An 18,406-nucleotide genomic window follows, 5' to 3' on the forward strand; every position below is an offset into this window, starting at 1 on the left:
ACTCAGTCAAAAAACCGTTCATGGCAACGTGAACGGTTTTTTTGCTTCATACTTGACCTTAATGCAATGTGTGCCGAATCCGCCGGGCTTGCAATTCCGCCCGCTGGCCTCAAGTAGCAGGAACACAACTGTTTTGTAATTATGGGGAACGAGATGTCAGGCACTCAAATTCTTCCGTCTGAAGCGATTCAACTGCCGCTGCTGCCGTTGCGCGACGTGGTGGTGTTTCCACACATGGTGATCCCCTTGTTCGTCGGCCGTCCGAAATCGATCAAGGCGCTCGAAACCGCGATGGAAGGCGGCAAGCACATCATGCTGGTGGCTCAGAAAGCAGCTGCCAAGGATGAACCGACGGCCAAAGATTTGTATGAAATCGGGTGCGTTGCGAACATTCTTCAAATGCTCAAGCTGCCCGATGGCACCGTCAAGGTGCTGGTCGAAGGCATTCAACGGGCTCGCACGTTGCGGGTCGACGAGGAAGAGACCCAGTTCACTTCCGAGGTGATGCCGCTCGAACCGGACAATGGCAATACTTCCGAGAGCGAGGCGTTGCGCCGCGCGATCGTCGCGCAGTTCGACCAATACGTCAAACTGAACAAGAAAATCCCGCCGGAAATTCTGACCTCGCTCTCGGGTATCGACGATGCCGGCCGCTTGGCCGACACCATTGCAGCGCACCTGCCGCTCAAGCTCGAGCAAAAGCAGAAGATCCTGGAAATGTTCCCGGTGATCGAGCGCCTGGAGCATCTGCTCGCGCAACTGGAAAGCGAAATCGACATCCTGCAGGTGGAAAAGCGCATCCGCGGCCGGGTCAAACGGCAGATGGAAAAGAGCCAGCGCGAGTACTATCTGAACGAGCAGGTCAAGGCGATTCAGAAAGAACTCGGCGAGGGCGAGGAGGGAGCAGATCTCGAGGAATTGGAGAAGCGGGTCAAGACGGCCCACATGCCCAAGGATGCTCGCAAGAAGGCCGACGCCGAACTCAAGAAGCTCAAGCTGATGTCGCCGATGTCCGCCGAGGCGACGGTCGTGCGCAACTATATCGACACGCTCGTGGGCTTGCCGTGGCGCAAGAAGAGCAAGGTGAATAACGACTTGTCGAATGCCGAGAAGGTGCTCGATGAGGACCACTTCGGCCTCGAGAAGGTCAAGGAGCGGATTCTCGAGTATCTCGCGGTCCAGCAGCGCGTCGACAAGGTCAAGGCACCGATTCTCTGCCTGGTAGGTCCGCCGGGGGTCGGCAAAACCTCGCTTGGTCAGTCGATCGCGCGAGCGACCAATCGCAAGTTCGTTCGCATGGCGCTTGGCGGCGTGCGGGACGAGGCTGAGATTCGCGGTCACCGCCGCACCTACATTGGCTCGATGCCGGGCAAGATCCTGCAAAGCCTTTCCAAGGTGGGCGTGCGCAACCCGCTGTTCCTGTTCGACGAAGTCGACAAAATGGGGATGGATTTCCGCGGAGATCCCAGCTCGGCCTTGCTGGAAGTGCTGGATCCCGAGCAGAACCACACGTTCTCCGATCACTACGTCGAAGTCGATTTCGACTTGTCAGACGTGATGTTCGTCGCCACGTCGAATTCACTGAACATTCCGGCGCCGTTGCTCGACCGGATGGAAGTGATCCGGCTGGCGGGCTACACCGAAGACGAGAAGGTCAGCATTGCCCAGCGTTACCTGCTGCCGAAGCAGAAAAAGAACAACGGGCTCAAGGACGGCGAGATCGAGGTCACCGAGTCCGCGATTCGCGACATCATTCGCTACTACACGCGTGAAGCCGGCGTGCGCTCGCTCGAGCGCGAGGTCTCCAAGATCTGCCGCAAGGTCGTCAAGATGTTGCTGCTCAAGCAGACCGACAAACCGATGGTGACGGTCGAGGCGGATAATCTCGACGCGTTCCTCGGCGTACGCAAGTTCGACTTCGGGCTGGCGGCCAAGGACAACCAGATCGGGCAAGTCACCGGTTTGGCCTGGACGGAAGTGGGTGGCGATCTGTTGACCATCGAAGCGGCGTTGATGCCAGGCAAGGGAAACATCCTTCGCACGGGCTCGCTTGGTGACGTCATGAAGGAGTCGGTCGAGGCAGCCCGTTCGGTCGTGCGTTCGCGCGCGCGCCGCCTGGGGTTGACCGACGATCTCTTCGAGAAAAAGGATATCCACATCCACGTGCCTGAAGGGGCCACGCCCAAGGACGGCCCGTCGGCCGGTATCGCGATGACGACCGCACTTGTTTCTGTGCTGTCGGGCATTCCGGTGCGAGCCAATGTTGCCATGACCGGCGAGATCACGCTGCGCGGCGAAGTGCTGCCGATCGGCGGTCTGAAGGAAAAGCTCCTGGCGGCTCATCGCGGCGGTATCAAACTGGTGCTGATTCCGGAAGAGAACGTGAAGGACTTGGCCGAGATCCCGGATAACGTGAAGAACAACATGGAGATCATCCCGGTGCGTTGGATCGACAAGGTGCTCGAGCTGGCGCTCGAGCGGATGCCGACGCCGCTGCCCGAGGAAGAGCCCAAGACAGCGGAAGACGCCGCACTCGCCAAGCCGTCGGACGGCCCGGGCACGCCCGGAGTCATCAAGCATTAAGCATTGCAGAGCCAATTCAAAGCCCGGGATACCCCGGGCTTTTTTATTGTTGGGGCGCATTGCCGGCGATGTCGCGCAGCCGAAAATTCGCGGGTATCGCACTGTGCGGAGATCGTTGCCGCAATACCCTTAACACGCCCGAAACCGCTTGACATAAGGGTTTGCGGCTAGTTAAATGGCGAAGCGCAGCTTACGCTGAGCCGAATTCGACGACCGCGGACGAGAACGCGCGGTTTCGACTCAATCGCCATTTGACCTTGTGAGGGGGTTACAGTGAATAAAACCGAACTGATCGACCATATCGCGGACAAAGCAGACATTTCGAAAGCAGCCGCAGGTCGTGCGCTCGACGCTTTGGTAGGTGCAGTGAAAACGACGCTGAAAAAAGGTGGCAGTGTGACGCTCGTGGGATTCGGCACGTTTGCTGTCGGCAAGCGCGCCGCCCGCACAGGTCGCAACCCCCGCACAGGCGCGGCAATCAAAATCAAGGCGGCAAAGGTACCGAAATTTCGCCCTGGCAAAGCCCTGAAAGATGCGTTAAACTGATCGTCTTGCTTGCAGTTTGGCAGTTGCGAAGCAAAAGAACAACGTGGTTGAGAACGGGTGCTTAGCTCAGCTGGTAGAGCGGCGCCCTTACAAGGCGTAGGTCGGGGGTTCGATCCCCTCAGCACCCACCAGTTCTTGCCGTGAGGAGTGGTAGTTCAGTCGGTTAGAATACCGGCCTGTCACGCCGGGGGTCGCGGGTTCGAGTCCCGTCCACTCCGCCAGTTAAGAAAAGGCGAACCTCGGTTCGCCTTTTTGTTATACCCGCTCCATCAAAACTTATCTGACGCCAACGTATGCTTGATTCGATTCGCCGTCATCAGCGCCTGGTGCTGCTGTTTCTCATGTTGCTCATCGTGCCGTCGTTCGTCATCTTCGGCATCCACGGCTGGCAAGACTTTGCTCAAGGCGGAAACAACGCTGCGACAGTGGGGGGGCAACAAATTACCCGCCAGGAGTTCGATAACGCCGTTCAGGACCAAGTCCAGCGCATGAGCCAGATGTTTGGCGACTCGATCGACGTCAGCAAGATCAATACACCGGCCCTGCGTCGCGCAATCCTTGATAATTTGATTCAACAGCGGTTGTTGACCGAGCAGATGTTGAACAAACATCTCACGGCCTCCGACGCCCAGGTGCGCGAGGCAATTCTTGCGATACCCGTGATTCAGCAACTGCGCCGGCCGGACGGCAGCATCGACTTGAAGGCTTATGAGCAACTGCTTGCTGCGCAGCGCCTGACCCCCAACCAGCTCGATGCGCAAATCCGCTATGAGTTGGCATCCCGCCAGATCCCGGAAAACATTCAGAACAGCGCGTGGTTGCCGACGGCCGTCGCCGAGCGCTTTGCGACGCTGCGTGCCCAGCAGCGCGACGTCCAGGAGCTGATGCTGCCGGCATCGACCTATGCAGCAAAAATCAAGCCGACTCCCGACCAACTGAAGGCCTATTACGAGCAGCACAAAGAGGCGTTCAAGACGCCTGAGACGGCACAGATCAGTTACGTCGTCCTTGATCCCAAGAATGTCCAGGCCACGGTCGCCGCCCCCGGCGACGATGTCCTCAAGAAGCTTTACGAGCAGCAGATCGATCATTTCAAGGTTCCCGAGCAGCGCCGCGTCAGTCATATCCTGATTGCCGTGCCTCGCGACGCGACGCCGGCGCAGCGCGCCGCGGCGAAGGCCAAGGCCCAATCGATCCTCGACGAAGTGCGCAAGCATCCCGACCAATTCGCCAAGCTGGCCAAGCAAGACTCGCAGGACCCGGGCTCGGCCGCCAAGGGCGGTGACCTCGGTTACTTCGGTCGTGACGCCATGGTCAAACCGTTCTCGGACGCCGCGTTCAGCCTCAAGCTCAACGAAATCAGTAATCTGGTGCAGACCGACTACGGCTATCACATCCTGATGCTCACGGGGATCAAACCTGCCGAGACGCAACCTTTCGATCAGGTCAAGGACCAGTTGCTCAAGGAGTATCAGCAGAAGGAGCAGGCAAAGATCTACGCGAAACAGGCCGACCAACTGACCAATCTGGTGTTCGATCAGCCAGACAGCCTGCAGCCGGTAGCGGACAAGCTCCATCTGAAAATTCAGACTGCGGATGTTCAGCGCACCCCCAATCCCGCATTGGGCGCCGACAGCCCGCTGAACAATCCGAAATTACTGAAGGCGATCTTCAGCGATGACTCGCTCCAGAAAAAACACAATACGGAAGCGGTGGATGTCGGACAGGGCATGCTGGTTTCCGCGCACGTGACGGCCTACCACCCGGCGGCGGTCCCCCCGCTCGATAAGATCGAGGCCCAGGTCAGCAGCAAGTACGTGTCGGAACAGGCTACTGCCCAGGCCAAAAAGGATGGCGAAGCCAAACTGGCTGATTTGCGCAAGAGTGCGTCGGCTGACGGTTTCGGCCCAGTGCAGACTGTTTCGAGAGATAACCCAGGCAAGATTGCGCCTGCTGCGCTGAGCGAGATATTCAAGACGGACACCGCCAAATTGCCGGCCTATGCTGGCGTTGATCTGGGTAACCAAGGTTACGCGATTTACCGTATCGACAAGGTCTCGCAACCGGCCGCCACGCCGGCCGACGCAGCGCGCCAGGCTACCGAAGCGCAACAGTTGGGGCAGATCGTCGGGCAAGCGGAATTTGATGCCTACGTCGCCGAGTTAAGAGCGAGCACCAAAGTGAAAATCAACCCCAACGCGATTGGCACAAAGACAACGCAGGAATAGCAGCCAGACGGGGTGATTCAGACCCGCCGCAACGCAGGCGAACAAGGACGCGAGCGAAAGCTCGCGTTTTTTTGTGGGCGACGATACTCGAACGCCTCAAGCGACCCTGTCATTACTGCGCGATCTGCTTTGTCGCGCGCGGTTTTCCCAGCAGTGGGCGCAATGCCGGCCAGACGTTGCGCAGCAGATAGGGTTGTGCGACAGCCAGCGGGTGCATCTGATCCTCCTGAAACAGATCGCGGCGCCCGGCGATACCCTCCAGCAAAAATGGTGTGTAGGCGAGCCTTTGGGCTTTGGCGATCGCTCCGAACATATTGAAAAACCGTTCCGTATAGTCGGGGCCGTAATTGGGAGGGATGCGCATGCCGATCAACATCACGCGACTTCGAGCATGCCGCGCTGCGCTGACCATATCGCGCAGATTGCGCTCCGTCAGCGACAGCGGAATGCCTCGCAGGGCGTCGTTGGCACCCAGTTCTATCACGGTAATGGCCGGTCGGTAGCGGCTCAACAGCGCCGGCAGGCGCGCCATGCCGTCGCTGGTCGTATCGCCGCTGATACTTGCATTGACGACGCTATAATCGAAGCCGTCCTTTATCAACGCCTGCTGCAGCAGTGCGACCCAGCCGGTGCCCCGTGCAATCCCGTATTCGGCCGACAGGCTGTCGCCGAGCACCAGCAGCACGGGCGTGCGCGGCGCTTGTGCCGGCGCGGCGCTGGCCAATGGCGCAGCCATGCCCACGATGACTGCGAAACCGATACCTCGAATCCAATTCAACATGCTATCCGTTCCCGATACCGTGATCGAAGCCCAGGGTGTGGGCAAAATACTGCACGACGCCACCGGCGATCTTGCCATATTGCAGGATATCAGTCTGCGCGTGGCGCGCGGGCAGAGTGTCGCCATCGTCGGCGCATCGGGATCCGGCAAATCGACGCTGCTGGGTTTGCTCGCGGGATTGGACCTGCCGACCCACGGCACGGTGCGGCTGCTCGAGCAGTCGCTGGGCGAGCTCGACGAAGAAGGGCGCGCAGCGTTGCGACGCAAGCAGGTCGGCTTCGTGTTCCAGTCGTTTCAACTCATGCCGCATCTGACGGCGCTGGAAAACGTCATGTTGCCGCTTGAACTGCTGGGCGATGCGCACGATGTGCAAGCGCGCGCCACACACCTGCTCGAACGCGTCGGATTGGCCAGCCGGCTGTCGCATTACCCCAAGCAGCTCTCGGGCGGTGAGCAGCAGCGTGTGGCGCTCGCGCGCGCCTTTGTGAGCGAGCCTGCGATCCTGTTTGCCGACGAACCGACCGGCAGTCTCGATACCGCGACAGGCGAGAAGGTCATCGATCTGATGTTCGCGATGAATCGCGCCAGCGGTGCCACGCTGGTGCTGGTGACGCACGATCCGGCGATCGCGCAGCGTTGTGACCGTATTTTCACGCTTTCCGGCGGGCGTCTGGTCGTGCCCGCGCAAGCAGCCATGTAGCGCGCAGCGGCTTCGCGTGGCGGCATCGCGTCGGACCGCGACTGCGGCGGGATCGATAAGATCGTCGGGCAAGCTCGCGGGCCAGCGCCATCGCGGCGGCTACGTTGTCTGTAGCCAGCCGTTGAATTCGTCGCGCGCCGCACCCGGCAGCTCGCCCGCAGTCAGCCCTGCGGGGCCTTGCCCGCCGTCGACCAGACGCTCAGCGGCGCGGCCATGCAAATAGACGCCTACCGCGGCCGCCGATAACGGCGGCATGCCTTGCGCGAGCAGGGCGCCGATCATCCCCGTCAGCACGTCGCCTGAACCGGCGCTCGCCAATCCAGCATTGCCGGTCGGATTGACCAATGTATATTCGCCGTCGTCGATGACGGTGCCCGAGCCCTTGAGCACTGCAACCGCGCCATACCGTTGTGCCAAATCGCGCGCCGCGCCCAGCCGATCCGCCTGCACCGCGGCAGCGTCGCAGCCCAGCAGACGAGCCGCTTCCAACGGATGCGGCGTGAGGACGGCAGGCACCGCACGCCGCCGTAGCCGCTCGCCGAATTCGGCATGCGCCGACAGCAAATTCAACGCGTCCGCGTCGAGCACCAGCGAGATATCCGGATGATCCAGCGCATCGGCCAGGCAAGCGAGCGCGCCCGCGTCCCGGCCCATGCCCGGGCCCGTCGCGAGTGCCTGCATCTCGGCGCGCTCCACGGCGTGCGCATGGCGGAGCATCAATTCGGGTTGCAGACTGTCGTATGGCGGAAAATCCGGCGCCACAAAGCCAACGTGGACCCGCCCGGCCCCCAGATGCAGCGCGGCACGTGCGGCCAGGATGGGCGCGCCGAGCATGCCCTGGTTGCCGCCCAGCACGGCCAATGCACCATATGTGCCCTTGTGGCTGGCGTGCTGCCGGCGCGGCAAGTGTGCGGCGAACAGCCCAGGGGTATTGAGCCAGGCGCGTGGCGCCTCGCCGTTCGCCGTGCTCGACGCGTCGACGCTGACACCCAGCGTGTCGATCGAGATCACGCCGGCGCAATCGCGCCCGACGCCCGTGTAGAGCCCGGCAGTGGCGCCCAGGAAGGCAATCGTGGCGTCCGCGCGCACGACGTGTTCGCGACGGCCGGCCGGCTGACCTACATCAGCCAGAAGCCCGCTGGGCACATCCAGGGCCAGCCGGCGAAACGGTTGCGCATTGAACCACGCCACCAGCGCGCCGGTCGGCTCGTCCAGTGGACGCGACAGGCCAATGCCGAACAGCCCGTCGACACCCCAATGATAAGGAAAACCGCCGTCAGCGTGACCCGGCAGCGAGGCCGGCACCGGTGAGATCGGCACGCCGGCCGCCTGCGCCTCGGCGAGCGCCCAGCGCGCATCGTCGGTAGAGGGCTTCGCCAACAGCCAGACCTGAACCGGCACGCCGCGACGCGCGAGCTCTGCGGACAACACCAGGGCATCGCCGCCGTTATTGCCATGGCCGGCCAGAATCAGAATCGGCCGCGCGTCGGCCGGTGTACGCGCCAGCTCGCCGTAGAGCCAGTTGGCCGCCGCGCGACCGGCATGCGCCATGAGTGTGTGCGGCGCCAGATGCGCCTGAGCCCGTTGCTCGATGCGACGCAATCGAGCAACGTCATACAAGGGCAGGAATGGCTGTTTCAGCATAGGGCAGGGCAGCGAATCGACTGTATGCCATTATGCGCTCGCAGCCTGCTTCTCCGTAACTTATCGCCACCTCGACATTGATCCGGCGCAACGCGGTGCGCCGCATGCCCGTCACGTGCGCTGATAGCGCGCCAGGGTCAATCCGTCGAGATCGATGTCGCTCGCACGGCCGCTGATCAGGTCAGCCACGACTTTGCCGGACCCGCAGGCCATCGCCCAGCCGGTCGAGCCGTGGCCAAGGTTCAGAAACAGTCCGGGCAAATGCGTCGGACCAAGCAGCGGTGGGCCATCGGGCAGCATCGGGCGAGCCCCGACCCAGGCGCGCGCTTCGTGGTATCGGGCCGCGCCCGGGAACCAGTCGGCCGCAACCTTGTGCAGCGTGTTGATGGCGCTCTGCCGCAAAACCAGTTGTCGATCGCCCAGTTCCGCGGTGCCGGCAATACGCAGGCGATTGCCTTGCGGTGTGATGGCCACCTTGTAAGACTCGTCCATCACCGCGATGCGGGGCACGAACAGCTCACCCCTGACCGTCGCCGTCAGGGAATAACCTTTGATCGGCCACAGCGGCAGGCGAATGCCGAGCGACGCGAGCAATTCGGCGCTGGCGACCCCGGCGGCCACGACCACCGCGTCGGCGCCTTGAATCGCTGTTTGTCCGGTCGTCGCGTGTTGCGTCTGGACCTGCATGCGATGCTTGCCGACGTGCGGTTGAATCGCGGCGACGCGACTCTCGCACTCAATGGCGACTCCCATATTGCGCGCTATCTGTGCCAGTCGTTTGGCGAACAGCGGGCAATTGCCGGTCTCGTCGTTCGGCAAATGTAGACCGCCGGCCAGCGGCGCATCGGGCGACAGCGCGGGCTCCAGCGTGCGGCATTCCTGCGCGCTCAGCAGTTTATGCGCCACACCGTTTTCGGCAAGCATTGCGCGGCCCGGCTCCGAGAGTCTGATATCCCGCTCGGTGCGGAACAATTGCAGGTACCCGCGCGTTTGTTCGTAATCGAGTTCAAGCTGTTCGCGCAGATCGTGCAGGCACGTCTGGCTATAGAAAGCCAGGCGCTGCATGCGGCTGCGGTTGCGACGATAGCGCTCGAGCCTGCACTGGCCCAGCCAGCGCAAGGCCCAGCGCCAGCTACCGGCGGACAATCCCGGGCGGAACACCAACGGGCTGGTGCTGCTGAACATATAACCGAGCAGCTTGCGCGGCATGCCCGGGGCGGCCCATGGTGTCACGTAACCAGGCGCAATCACGCCCGCATTGCCGAAGCTGCTCTCCTGTGCAACGGTGCTGTTGCGCTCGAGCAGCACGACTTCATGACCGGCCTGTGCAAGATAATAAGCGCTGCAGGTGCCGATGATGCCCCCGCCGATGACGATAACCTTCATGCTCTGGTTCGTGGCCGTGTGGTTTGACTGACCGCCTGGAATTCTTATGAACGTCGCGGCTAACGCGGCCGCTAGCTTACCAGAGACCGCCTGGCTACGCTGAAGGCGCACGGAAAAGAGCGGTCAGGCAAGGTATAATTGTGCCTCGTTGTTTGCCCTCCCGCCATTTGTTATCTCTAGCGTGCCTGCCGCTTTCATGACCACCCATATTGCTTGCTTCGCCGGCGCCGCGGCGCTATCCGACTTTCGCCAACAGCGCCTGCTGCAAAACCTCCAGGCCATCGATTCCAGTATTCAGAGCGTGCATGCCCGTTACGTCCATTGGGTCGCCTGCACGACACCGCTCGATGGTGGGCAGACCGATCAAATCAGCGCGCTGCTGACTTATGGCGAACCGACGCAGGATCAAGCAGCCGGCGACAAACTGCTCGTCATTCCGCGCTTCGGCACGATTTCTCCCTGGGCCAGCAAAGCCACCGATATCGCCCACAACTGCGGACTGAGCAATGTCCGGCGCATCGAGCGTGGCATCGAATACACGCTGTCGGTCAAAAGCGGCCTGCTGGGCGGACGCCGTGCACTGGATCCGGCGGTACTGGCGGCCGTGGCCGCACTGCTGCACGATCGCATGACCGAAACCGTGGTGAGCAGCCGCGAAGACGCTTACGCGCTGTTCGAGGACTTGCCTGCCAAACCGTTGCAGACGGTTGATGTGACCGGCAACGGCCGCGCCGCACTGGAGCAGGCCAACGTCACCCTGGGGCTGGCGCTGGCCGACGATGAAATCGACTATCTTGTCGATGCGTTCCGGGGACTCGGCCGCAATCCGACGGATGTCGAGCTGATGATGTTCGCCCAGGCCAACAGCGAGCACTGCCGCCACAAGATCTTCAACGCGCAATGGACTATCGACGGCGAGCCGCAGGACAAATCGCTGTTCCAGATGATCAAGAACACCCATGCGCTCAACCCGCAGGGGACCATCGTTGCGTACTCCGACAATGCCGCGGTCATGGCTGGGGCGGTGGTCGAGCGCTGGTACCCGCAAGGCGCCGGCAGCGGCGCGCGGCGCTACCAGCGCGTCGATGCGCTCACGCACACCTTGATGAAGGTGGAAACGCACAACCATCCGACCGCCATCTCCCCGTTCCCCGGGGCATCGACCGGCGCCGGCGGCGAGATTCGCGACGAAGGCGCGACCGGTCGGGGTGCCACGCCCAAGGCGGGCCTGTGTGGATTCACGGTCTCCAACCTGAATCTGCCGGAGATGAACGCCGCCTGGGAGAACGCGCAGGACGTCACGCAACCGCTTGCCGAGCGTCGGCCGGATGCGGCGCCGGGCCGCTATGGGCAGCCGGATCGCATCGCCTCGCCGCTGCAGATCATGATCGAAGGTCCGTTGGGCGGCGCCGCATTCAACAATGAATTCGGGCGACCCAACTTGGGCGGCTACTTTCGCGCTTACGAGCAGAACGTCGGCGCGCAGGTACGCGGCTATCACAAGCCGATCATGATCGCCGGCGGCATCGGCAATATCGATGACGCGCACACCCACAAGCAAGATCTCCCGGCCGGCTCGCTGCTGATCCAGATCGGCGGTCCCGGCATGCGCATCGGCATCGGCGGCGGCGCCGCCAGCTCGATGGCCACCGGCACCAACGCGGCCGAACTCGACTTCAACTCGGTGCAGCGCGGCAATCCGGAAATCCAGCGCCGCGCCCAGGAAGTCATCAATGCCTGCTGGGCACTGGGTGAGCGCAATCCGATTCTGTCGATCCACGATGTCGGCGCAGGCGGCTTGTCCAACGCATTCCCCGAACTCGTCGATGGCGCCAGGCGCGGTGCGCGTTTCGACTTGCGCCACATTCAGCTGGAAGAGAGCGGCATGTCCCCCGCTGAAATCTGGAGCAACGAAGCCCAGGAGCGCTACGTACTGGCCATCGCACCCAACGATCTGCCCGCGTTTGAAGCCATGTGCGAACGCGAGCGCTGCCCGTTCGCCGTGGTCGGCGTAGCCACCGAGGAGCGGCAATTGCAGTTGGTCGACGCCGAAGCGCCGGCCGGCAGCGAGGCGCCCGTCGACATGCCGATGGAAGTGCTGCTCGGCAAAACCCCACGCATGCACCGCAACGTCACGCGTGTTGCGACGAATTTCGCGCCGGTCGACGTCACTGGCCTGGTGCTGGCCGATATCGCAGGCGACGTGCTGCGGCATCCCACGGTAGCCAGCAAATCGTTTCTTATCACGATCGGCGACCGTGCCGTCGGCGGGTTGACGGTGCGCGACCAGATGGTCGGGCCGTGGCAGGTGCCGGTGGCCGACTGCGCTATCACTGCGATGGACTTCGCCGGCTACCGCGGCGAAGCCATGACCATGGGCGAGCGTACGCCGTTGGCGGTGATCGACGCGCCGGCGTCGGGCCGCATGGCGGTGGGCGAAGCAATCACCAATATCGCCGCCGCGCCGATCGAGTCGCTCGCGCAGATCAAACTGTCGGCCAACTGGATGGCCGCATGCGGCGCGCCAGGCGAGGACGCGCGGCTGTTCGAGACGGTCAAGGCGGTCGGTATGGAGCTTTGTCCGGCACTGGGCCTGTCGATCCCGGTCGGCAAAGACTCGTTGTCGATGCGCACGCAATGGCGCGAAGGCGATACCGCGAAGGAAGTCGTCGCGCCGGTCTCGCTGATCATCTCGGCATTCGCGCCGGTGGCCGATGTGCGCCGGCATCTGACGCCGCAACTGCAGCGGATCGATGCCGCCGGCGAAACCGTGCTGATCGCCATCGACCTGGGCCGCGGCCGGAACCGCCTGGGCGGCAGCATCCTCGCGCAGGTCACCCGGCAGTTGGGAGACCTCACGCCGGACGTCGACGACCCGGAGGACCTGAAGCGGTTCTTCTCGGCGATTCAGAATCTCAACGCCGAGGGCAAGCTGCTCGCGTATCACGACCGATCCGATGGCGGACTGTTCGCCACCGTGTGCGAAATGGCGTTTGCCGGCCATGCCGGCGTCTCGCTCAACGTCGACATGCTGGTGCTCGACCAGGCGCATGAATTCGATTACGGCGACGCCAAGGACTGGGCCCGCCAAACCGCCGGCCGCCGCGAAGACATGACCCTGCGGGCATTGTTCAACGAAGAACTGGGTGCCGTGATCCAGGTGCGCGCAGGGGATCGCGATGCCGTCCTGCAAACGCTTCGCCAGCATGGCCTGTCGCAATGCAGCCACGTGATCGGCAAGCCCAACGCCAGCGACGTGATCGAAATCTATCGCGATGCCAAGCAGATCTTCAGCGCCTCGCGCATTGAACTGCAGCGCGCGTGGAGCGAGGTGAGCTGGCGCATCGCCCGTTTGCGCGACAATCCCGCCTGCGCGGACGCCGAATACGACGGGCTGCTCGACGGTGATGATCCCGGCATGTCGCCGAAGCTGACGTTCGATCCGGCCGAAGACGTGGCGGCGCCGTTCATCGCGAGCGGCGCGCGCCCGAAAGTTGCCGTGCTGCGCGAGCAGGGCGTGAATTCGCACGTCGAGATGGCCTACGTGCTCGACCGCGCCGGCTTCGATGCGTACGACGTGCATATGAGCGACCTGATCGGCGGGCGCGCCAGCCTGCAGGACTTCCGGGGCTTCATCGCTTGCGGCGGGTTCTCGTACGGCGACACGCTGGGCGCCGGCGAGGGCTGGGCCAAGACGATCCTGTTCAACAATTCGCTGGCCGACATGTTCGCATCGTTCTTCGATCGCGCCGACACGTTCGCGCTGGGAGTGTGCAACGGCTGCCAGATGATGAGCAATCTGGCCAACATGATTCCCGGCGCCGCCGCCTGGCCGAAATTCACGCATAACAAGGCCAAGTACGAAGCCCGCCTGGCAATGGTCGAAGTGCTCGACTCGCCGTCGCTGTTTTTCAAGGACATGCACGGCACGCAGGCGCCGATCGTGGTCGCACACGGCGAGGGGTTTGCCAACTTCGCGCATCAGGGCGATATCGAGCAGGCGATTGGCGCCATGCGCTTTGTTGACCATCGCGGCGCGCCGACCGAGACCTATCCGCTCAACCCCAACGGCTCGCCGCGAGGCTTGACGTCGTTCACCACGGCCGATGGCCGCTTTACGGTCATGATGCCGCATCCGGAGCGTGTGTTCCGCACCGTGCAGATGAGTTGGCATCCCGAATCGTGGGGCGCGGACAGTCCGTGGATGCGCATGTTCCGTAACGCTCGGCGCTGGGCCGCCTGAACGTTTGCGGCCTGAGGCAAAGCTGCCCACTGGCGAGTCGCTAAACGAGAGGCGGCGATGGGAATCTTCAGGGTCGATCTGGTCAGTGCCGAAGCCGAGATATTTTCTGGGCCGGCCCAGTATGTATCGATGCCCGGCGCGCAGGGCGACTTCGGCGTGCTGACTGGCCATGCGCCATTCCTGACGACGCTGCGGCCCGGGACCTTGCATATTCGACAGGCGTCCGGCGAGGAAATATTTTTCTACATCGCCGGCGGGTTCGCCGAAGTGCAGGCGAGTGTCGTGACCGTCATGGCCGATACCGTGATGCGCGCCGATGATCTCGACGAAAGCAAAGCCGAGCTGGCCCGCCGGGCGGCCGCCGAAGCGCTCCAGAATCAGACCTCGCGCATCGAGTATGCCAAGGCGCAGGCCGAACTGATGGAAGCCGCGGCCCAGCTCGCGGCCATCAGCCGGTTTCGCAAGCGCAAATCATCGCCTTCATAAGGCAACAAAAAACCGCCCGGACGGGCGGTTTCTTGAGGCAACCGGAGCGTTGCGGGTTTATTGAATCTTGGCTTTGTCGCGTAGATTCATTTCGAATTTCTGAAGTTTTTCCTGACGCATCTGCTGTTCCAGCTGAGTCTTGACTTCGGACAGCGGCGGAATTTGCGCGGGGCGTACGTCTTCCAGCTCGATGATGTGATAGCCGAACGACGTCTTGACCGGCTTGTCCGTATATTCGCCTTTTTTCAGCTTGGCCAGCGCTGCCGCGAACGGTTCGACATAGGCATTCGCGGGCGACCAGTCAAGATCGCCGCCATTCGGCGCGGAGCCCGGATCCTTCGAGTATTTCTTGGCCAGGTCGGCGAAATTCGCGCCGGCCTTGAGTTTGGCAATCAGTTGCTCGGCTTCGGCCTCGGTCGGCACCAGAATGTGACGGGCATGATATTCCTGGGCGCCATACTGCTTCTTGAGCTCGTCGTACCGGGCTTGCACTTCGGCGTCGGTAACCGGCGATTTTTGCAGCTCGTCGTTGATCAGCGCACGAATCAATACCGATTGGCGCGCCAGCGCGAGCTGGTTCTGCACATCGGGCTGGGTTTGCAGACCGCGCCGGATCGCCTCTTGCGTGAGAATTTCACGATTGACGAGATCTTCGCGCACTTGCGCCTGCAACTCGGGCGAGTTTTGCTGCCCCTGCTTGACCATCTCCTTGACCATGGCATCGGCGCGCGACACGGGAATCGGCGTGCCGTTGACCACGGCGACATTTTGCGCGTGCGCGGGTAGACCGACCAGCGCTGCGAGGGCCGGCGCAATGAGAGCGATGCGAATAGATTTCAAAGCCATGCGAATTCCTAACAATCTGAATGGAGGTCAATGCGAAATGGGGGGCAAACCGGCTTCATCCGGCGTCAGCGCGGTTATGGCCAGCGCATGAACGCCGTTTTGCATCAAATCAGACAGCGCATCATACACCAAGCGATGGCGCGCCACGCGGTTCTTGCCGGCGAATGCGGCGGCCACGATGGTCAGGCGGTAATGGCCGCCGGCCGACGCGCCGGCATGGCCGGCATGCAAGGCGCTGTCGTTTTCGAGTGCCAGCTTTTCGGGCGAGAGCGCGGCGCGCAGCCGTTGCTCGATGACGGATTCGGGGGGGGCTGGCATGATCAGTCGTCCTGTTTCATATATTTGCCGAGCCACAGGCTCTGGATGATGATGAACACCACCATGAGCCCCATGCTGCCGAACAGCTTGAAATTGACCCAGGTGCTGGTCGAATAATGATAGGCAATGGCGATATTGAGCGCGCCCATGGCCAGGAAAAACAACGCCCAACTGATGTTCAGCGTGCGCCACACCGGCTCGGGCAGCGCCATCTGCTTCTCCATCATGGCGCGAATCAAGTTGCGGTCGAACATCAGTTCCGAGACGAACAGCGTGCCGGCAAACAGCCAGTAAAGCACGGTCGGCTTCCATTTGATGAAAGTGTCGTCGTGCAGCACCAGCGTGGCGCCGCCGAACACGACGATGATTGCCAGACTGACCCACTGCATTGCCTCGACCTTGCGGTGGCGGAACCACACCCAGCCGATCATCACCACGGTCGCGGCGATTGCCACGGCGGTTGCCGCATAAATGCCGGCGACCTTGAAGGCGACAAAAAACAGGATGATCGGGAACAGATCGAACAAAAATTTCATTGGTGTGGCGGGCTCGCTGAGATCGAAAGTGAAGTTGCCGGCCGCAGTTTAGCGCACCGGCTTGTCGGACGCACCCGGTAATGTGGCGTTGTCGTCGTCCGGCGATACCGATGAGGCGTCCGCTTCCGGCCGGAATTTCAAAGCGGCGGAATTGATGCAATAGCGCAGTCCGGTCGGTGCGGGCCCATCCTCGAACACGTGCCCCAGGTGCGCGCCGCAATGATGGCAGCGGACCTCCACGCGCTCCATGCCGTGACTGTGATCGGCAATTTCATCGATGTCGGTTTCGTCAAGCGGCCGAGAATAGCTGGGCCAGCCGCAACCGGCATCGAACTTGCTGGCCGACTCGAAGAGCGGCTCACCACAACAGACGCAACGATAGACGCCGTTTTCCCAATGATCCCAGTAACGCCCGGTAAAGGGGCGTTCGGTAGCGGCATGGCGGGTGACCTGGTATTCGATATCGTCGAGTTCGGCGCGCCATTGCGCGTCGGTCTTTTGAATAGAGCTCATGGGTGTCTCCAGAATTCGGGGGGATTACGACGAGCAACTCACTTCGAGCTGGCTGGCCCAATCGGGCGGCAGTGCGGCGTAATGGTCCATCCCGGGTTGCTCGTCGAAGGGATGTTCGAGCAGCCGCAACAGCGTGGCCACTTCGGAAAAATCCTTTTCATTGGCTTTTCGGATCGCGGTCTCGGCCAGATGGTTCCGCAGCACGTATTTGGGATTGACAGAATTCATTTCCGCGCGGCGGGAGAGGTCGTCGCTGCCTTCACGGCGCAGACGCGCCCGGTAATCGGTTGCCCAGGCGTCGAACGCAGCGCGATCGATGAACATGTCGCGCAGCGGTGCGTCGTGCTCGGGGCTCTCGACCCGCAACTGCGCCAGGCGGCGGAAAAACAGTGTGAAATCGACCCGGCCGGCGTGCATGATTTCGAACAGCCGGTTCAGCAATGCCTCGTCGCCCGGATGGGCCTCGCGCAGGCCGAGTTTTGCGCGCAGGCGCAGGTCGATCTCGTCGGCGAAGCCAGGCTTGTAGCCTTCGAGCGCGGCCTGCGCCGCTTCGACGCCGCCCTGGCCATCGCCGATCAGCGGCAGCAAGGCCTGCGCCAGGCAAAACAGATTCCAGTAGGCGACATTGGGCTGCATGCGGTACGCATAGCGGCCCTGGCTGTCGGAGTGATTGCAGATATGGTTGGCGTTGAAAGCGTCCATGAATCCGAACGGGCCGTAATCGATCGTCAGGCCCAGGATCGACATATTGTCGGTATTCATCACCCCATGACAGAAACCGACCGCCTGCCACTGCGCCATCAACTCGGCGGTGCGCATCGAGACCTCGGCCAGTAGCGCCTGATAGGGGTTGGCGGTCTCGCGGCAGTGCGGGTAGTGGCGCTCGATGACGAAGTCCGCCAGTTGGCCCAGCAGGTCGTGCCGCTCGCACGCGGCAAAGTGCTCGAAATGGCCGAAGCGGATAAAGCTGGGCGACAAGCGGGTGACGACCGCCGCGCTCTCGATGGTCTCGCGGCGCACCGGCGCGTCCGAGCCAACCACGCATAGTGCGCGCGTGGTGGGAATGCCGAGGTGGTGCATCGCCTCGGAGCAGAGAAATTCGCGGATCGACGAGCGCAATACGGCCCGGCCGTCGCCCATGCGGGAGTATGGGGTCAGGCCGCTGCCCTTGAGCTGGATCTCCCAGTCGCCGCCGCGTGTATGCGCCTCGCCCAGCCAATGCGCGCGCCCGTCGCCGAGCTGCCCGGCCCACACGCCGAACTGGTGGCCGGAATACACGCTGGCAAGCGGATCGGCACCCGGCAGCGGACGGTTGCCGGCAAATGTGTTGGCGAATTCGGGGTGGGTCGCGACCTCGCCGGACCAACCCAGCAGACTCGCCGCCTGGGGGCTGAAGCCTACCAGATAGGGCGCCGGCAGCGGCGCGGGCGTCAGGCGAGTGAAGAAAGCTTCGCCCAGGCGTGCGAAACCGTTGGTCAGCGGCAGCGTGAGCGCCTCGGCGGCGGGTGCCGAGGCGGCGTCGGCGCTCGGGGAATACGACATATTGTGGGCCCTCGGATTTCCCGATATTTTACTTGAGCGGTGCATTCGCTGCTG

At 62.5% G+C, this 18,406-nt stretch carries 14 protein-coding genes and 2 tRNA genes; 8 read left to right on the forward strand and 8 right to left on the reverse strand.

Annotated elements, in window-relative coordinates:
* The first annotated feature begins 153 nt into the window (after nt 1-153).
* The 5 genes from lon (at nt 154) to PATSB16_RS08145 (ending at nt 5,357) form a co-directional block, all read left to right on the forward strand.
* Nucleotides 154-2,583, forward strand: coding sequence for an endopeptidase La (lon, locus tag PATSB16_RS08125; protein ID WP_047213667.1), 2,430 nt, complete (start codon nt 154-156; stop codon nt 2,581-2,583).
* A 273-nt stretch (nt 2,584-2,856) separates the two neighbouring features.
* Entirely contained in the window at nt 2,857-3,129 is a 273-nt protein-coding gene (locus tag PATSB16_RS08130; protein ID WP_047213669.1) for an HU family DNA-binding protein, read from the forward strand.
* 55 nt (nt 3,130-3,184) lie between these two features.
* Nucleotides 3,185-3,260, forward strand: a tRNA-Val gene (locus PATSB16_RS08135).
* Nucleotides 3,261-3,273: 13 nt separating this feature from the next.
* Nucleotides 3,274-3,350: transfer RNA gene (locus tag PATSB16_RS08140), tRNA-Asp, on the forward strand.
* A 72-nt stretch (nt 3,351-3,422) separates the two neighbouring features.
* Nucleotides 3,423-5,357 (forward strand): SurA N-terminal domain-containing protein, encoded by a 1,935-nt coding sequence (locus PATSB16_RS08145; RefSeq protein WP_047213671.1) that lies wholly within the window; start codon nt 3,423-3,425, stop codon nt 5,355-5,357.
* A 112-nt stretch (nt 5,358-5,469) separates the two neighbouring features.
* On the opposite strand, the gene PATSB16_RS08150 is transcribed toward PATSB16_RS08145, so the two are convergent.
* Entirely contained in the window at nt 5,470-6,138 is a 669-nt protein-coding gene (locus PATSB16_RS08150; protein ID WP_047213673.1) for an arylesterase, read from the reverse strand.
* On the opposite strand from PATSB16_RS08150, the gene PATSB16_RS08155 reads away from it, so the two are divergent.
* Nucleotides 6,137-6,838, forward strand: coding sequence for an ABC transporter ATP-binding protein (locus PATSB16_RS08155; RefSeq protein ID WP_047213675.1), 702 nt, complete (start codon nt 6,137-6,139; stop codon nt 6,836-6,838). The two genes, PATSB16_RS08150 and PATSB16_RS08155, sit on opposite strands and share 2 nt — an antisense overlap.
* Nucleotides 6,839-6,937: 99 nt before the next feature.
* Here the strand turns inward: PATSB16_RS08155 and PATSB16_RS08160 are convergent, their stop codons facing one another.
* The gene (locus PATSB16_RS08160; protein ID WP_047213676.1) at nt 6,938-8,482 is read right to left on the reverse strand and encodes an NAD(P)H-hydrate dehydratase; all 1,545 of its coding nucleotides are present in this window, start codon (nt 8,480-8,482) and stop codon (nt 6,938-6,940) included.
* Between the two features lie 111 nt (nt 8,483-8,593).
* On the reverse strand, nt 8,594-9,868 hold the full coding sequence (locus PATSB16_RS08165; protein ID WP_047213677.1) for a D-amino acid dehydrogenase: 1,275 nt from the start codon (nt 9,866-9,868) through the stop codon (nt 8,594-8,596).
* 196 nt (nt 9,869-10,064) lie between these two features.
* Here PATSB16_RS08165 and purL point away from each other — a divergent pair, with 196 nt between their 5' ends.
* Nucleotides 10,065-14,111, forward strand: coding sequence for a phosphoribosylformylglycinamidine synthase (gene purL / locus PATSB16_RS08170; RefSeq protein WP_047213679.1), 4,047 nt, complete (start codon nt 10,065-10,067; stop codon nt 14,109-14,111).
* 57 nt (nt 14,112-14,168) lie between these two features.
* Nucleotides 14,169-14,597 (forward strand): F0F1 ATP synthase subunit epsilon, encoded by a 429-nt coding sequence (locus PATSB16_RS08175; protein ID WP_047213681.1) that lies wholly within the window; start codon nt 14,169-14,171, stop codon nt 14,595-14,597.
* Nucleotides 14,598-14,654: 57 nt separating this feature from the next.
* Here the strand turns inward: PATSB16_RS08175 and PATSB16_RS08180 are convergent, their stop codons facing one another.
* The 5 genes from PATSB16_RS08180 to PATSB16_RS08200 are packed head-to-tail and all read right to left on the reverse strand — an operon-like array spanning nt 14,655 to nt 18,352.
* Nucleotides 14,655-15,443, reverse strand: a complete 789-nt coding sequence (locus PATSB16_RS08180) for a peptidylprolyl isomerase (protein ID WP_047213682.1) — start codon at nt 15,441-15,443, stop codon at nt 14,655-14,657.
* Between the two features lie 27 nt (nt 15,444-15,470).
* On the reverse strand, nt 15,471-15,761 hold the full coding sequence (locus PATSB16_RS08185) for a BolA family protein (protein ID WP_047213684.1): 291 nt from the start codon (nt 15,759-15,761) through the stop codon (nt 15,471-15,473).
* Nucleotides 15,762-15,763: 2 nt separating this feature from the next.
* The gene (locus PATSB16_RS08190) at nt 15,764-16,297 is read right to left on the reverse strand and encodes a septation protein A (RefSeq protein ID WP_047213686.1); all 534 of its coding nucleotides are present in this window, start codon (nt 16,295-16,297) and stop codon (nt 15,764-15,766) included.
* A gap of 48 nt (nt 16,298-16,345) precedes the next feature.
* Nucleotides 16,346-16,810, reverse strand: coding sequence for a peptide-methionine (R)-S-oxide reductase MsrB (msrB, locus tag PATSB16_RS08195; RefSeq protein WP_047213688.1), 465 nt, complete (start codon nt 16,808-16,810; stop codon nt 16,346-16,348).
* A 24-nt stretch (nt 16,811-16,834) separates the two neighbouring features.
* Nucleotides 16,835-18,352 carry a protein adenylyltransferase SelO gene (locus PATSB16_RS08200; protein WP_047213689.1) on the reverse strand — a complete coding sequence of 506 codons (1,518 nt, stop codon included), beginning with the start codon at nt 18,350-18,352 and terminating at the stop codon, nt 16,835-16,837.
* Nucleotides 18,353-18,406 lie beyond the last annotated feature (54 nt).

The sequence above is a fragment of the Pandoraea thiooxydans genome, assembly GCF_001931675.1.
Lineage (GTDB): Bacteria > Pseudomonadota > Gammaproteobacteria > Burkholderiales > Burkholderiaceae > Pandoraea > Pandoraea thiooxydans.

Coding starts and splice junctions, on each gene's coding strand:
- PATSB16_RS08190 (WP_047213686.1), bottom strand. CDS start 16,297: ATGAAATTTTTGTTCGATCTGTTCCCGATCATCCTGTTTTTTGTCGCC.
- msrB (WP_047213688.1), bottom strand. CDS start 16,810: ATGAGCTCTATTCAAAAGACCGACGCGCAATGGCGCGCCGAACTCGAC.
- PATSB16_RS08150 (WP_047213673.1), bottom strand. CDS start 6,138: ATGTTGAATTGGATTCGAGGTATCGGTTTCGCAGTCATCGTGGGCATG.
- purL (WP_047213679.1), top strand. CDS start 10,065: ATGACCACCCATATTGCTTGCTTCGCCGGCGCCGCGGCGCTATCCGAC.
- lon (WP_047213667.1), top strand. CDS start 154: ATGTCAGGCACTCAAATTCTTCCGTCTGAAGCGATTCAACTGCCGCTG.
- PATSB16_RS08200 (WP_047213689.1), bottom strand. CDS start 18,352: ATGTCGTATTCCCCGAGCGCCGACGCCGCCTCGGCACCCGCCGCCGAG.
- PATSB16_RS08160 (WP_047213676.1), bottom strand. CDS start 8,482: ATGCTGAAACAGCCATTCCTGCCCTTGTATGACGTTGCTCGATTGCGT.
- PATSB16_RS08185 (WP_047213684.1), bottom strand. CDS start 15,761: ATGCCAGCCCCCCCCGAATCCGTCATCGAGCAACGGCTGCGCGCCGCG.
- PATSB16_RS08145 (WP_047213671.1), top strand. CDS start 3,423: ATGCTTGATTCGATTCGCCGTCATCAGCGCCTGGTGCTGCTGTTTCTC.
- PATSB16_RS08165 (WP_047213677.1), bottom strand. CDS start 9,868: ATGAAGGTTATCGTCATCGGCGGGGGCATCATCGGCACCTGCAGCGCT.
- PATSB16_RS08180 (WP_047213682.1), bottom strand. CDS start 15,443: ATGGCTTTGAAATCTATTCGCATCGCTCTCATTGCGCCGGCCCTCGCA.
- PATSB16_RS08155 (WP_047213675.1), top strand. CDS start 6,137: ATGCTATCCGTTCCCGATACCGTGATCGAAGCCCAGGGTGTGGGCAAA.
- PATSB16_RS08175 (WP_047213681.1), top strand. CDS start 14,169: ATGGGAATCTTCAGGGTCGATCTGGTCAGTGCCGAAGCCGAGATATTT.